The 2,062-nt window shown below is 58.2% G+C and carries 2 protein-coding genes; both read right to left on the bottom strand.

Features of this window, described 5'->3' with window-relative positions; translation table 11 throughout:
• Positions 1-76: 76 nt before the first annotated feature.
• Positions 77-913, bottom strand: a complete 837-nt coding sequence (gene istB / locus BCA01S_RS34175; protein ID WP_027780682.1) for an IS21-like element helper ATPase IstB — start codon at positions 911-913, stop codon at positions 77-79.
• Entirely contained in the window at positions 910-1,977 is a 1,068-nt protein-coding gene (gene istA / locus BCA01S_RS34170; protein WP_027780681.1) for an IS21 family transposase, read from the bottom strand. The genes istB and istA overlap by 4 nt, the downstream gene beginning before the upstream one ends.
• Positions 1,978-2,062: the final 85 nt, after the last annotated feature.

Below are 2,062 nucleotides of genomic sequence, written 5' to 3'. Positions count from 1 at the left end.
GTCAAACGCAATCTCAAGTTGATACAGCTTCGGACGCAAACGCAATTTGAATTTGATACACCTGCGTATACGGTTATTAGCTGAGTGCTGCCTCCTTCGAATTGCGTTTGCGTTTGACGTCGTCCGCGTCGTTTAGGTGCGGCGGTGGGATGCGGTTGATCATGCCGGCCTGACGTTTTTCCTTCAGCCTGTACGAGTCGCCGGAGATCGGCACGACGTGTGCGTGATGAAGGAGCCGGTCGAGGAGCGCCGCCGTGAGCGTTGCATCGTCGGCGAAGGTCTGGTCCCACTGACCGAACGGCAGATTGCTGGTCAGGATGAGACTGCCGGTTTCGTACCGTTTGGCGACCACCTGGAAGAGCAGGTTCGCCTGCTCCCGGTCCATGGGTAGGTATCCCATCTCGTCAATGATGAGAAGCTTGTAGGGCTTCGTGATCCGCTTGATGGTTTCCTCCAGCTGGTTACGTCGCAACGCTGTCGTCAATTGCATCAACAGATCGGCGGCAGTAATGAAGCGGGTGCGAAACCCGGCCTGCGTTGCACGATATCCGAGCGCGACAGCAAGATGGGTTTTGCCAACGCCACTGGGTCCGAGGAGCACGACATTCTCGGCACGCTCCACAAAGGCAAGACTGCCGAGTTCGAGAACCAGAGCTTTCGGTACGCCGAGCGCAAACTCGAAGTCGAATTCATCAAGCGTCTTGATTGCCGGGAAGCCAGCCAGACGCGTCAGCATCCGGCGCATTCGCTCCGCGCGTGCCATCGCTTCATCCTTCAAGGCCTGTTCGAGGAAGTCGAGATAGCCGAGCTCGCGTTTCGCGGCCATCTGGCCGAGGTGCGCAATCTGTGTCGGCAAGTGCAGCAGATTAAGCTGCTTGCACAACACAGTCAGTCGTTCGAGCTGTGGCGTCATGCGCTTACCTCCTGTGCGCGGCTGAACGCATCGTAGACCGACAACGGGTGCTGCAACGGTTTGTTCCACTCCGAGCTCACGTACCGTGATGCTGGTTTCGGTTGCTGATGTGGCGTCGCGCCCGTTCTAACCGATCGCCCCACGTAGGGTGCCGGCAGTGGCAGAAGATGCGGCCGCTCCTCGATCAACACCTCGGCCGGAACCCGTTTGGTAGTGCCGTGCACACGGACGTTGGCGACGTCGCGCAACCACAGTCTGACGCGCTCATTGCACAGGCCGCAGTCGGCTGTGAGCCCTGCCTGTTTGAGCATTGAAACCAACGGGACCCAGAAGCTGTAGCGCAGATATCCGTTCATACGCTCGACCTTGCCCTTCGTCTTCGCGCGGTATGGCTTGCACACGCGAGGTACGAACCCATGGTGTTTGGCGAAGTCAGCGAACCCCGGATGATATCGGTGCTGCTTTTTGCCATAGGCATCGCGTTTCAAGATCACCGTTTTCATATTGTCATAAACGATTTCTCTCGTGACGCCGCCGAATGCTTCAAATGCCCGCACGTGGCAAGCCAGTAGCGTTTCGATGCGCATGTCGGTGACAAATTCCGCGTAGCTGACGCGGCTGTAGCCCAACGTCGCAACGAACGCCGCGAGCATACCGAGTTTGTGCCCCGGCTTACGAAACTCAATCCAGTCCATCTGCATCTGATGCCCCGGCTCTGTCTCGAATCTCACCACCGGGTCGGGGCGTGCAGTGGGTCGAAGCTTCTGTAGATACTCCTGCACGCGGCGTAACCCGCCCGTGTAGCCGCGCTCCTCAATCTCCCGCTTGAGCACCGTCGCGGGAATCCAGTCCGGCTTCGCTGCTTCAACGCGTTCCTGCAGATACCCTTTGAACGGCGCAAGCTTGCCGGCGACAGGCTGACGGGCCTTACGCAGCGGCGGACCTGATTCCAGATACTTTCTTACGGTGTTGACTGCCATGCCGGTCTCGACCGCGATGTCCCGGAGGCTGTTTCCCTGGCGACGCAGAATCTCGATTTCCATGTACTCCTCGTAGCTGATCACGGGCCGCCCAAAAGGAGCAACCCTACAACGAGGTGTATCAACTCCTAACTGCGTTGCTGTATCAATTTATAACTGCGCGCGACAA

The organism is Paraburkholderia caledonica NBRC 102488 (assembly GCF_000685095.1).
Classification (GTDB): domain Bacteria; phylum Pseudomonadota; class Gammaproteobacteria; order Burkholderiales; family Burkholderiaceae; genus Paraburkholderia; species Paraburkholderia caledonica.
Note: the sequence above shows the minus strand (reverse complement) of the source record. Positions and strands in the feature narration are given on the sequence as shown.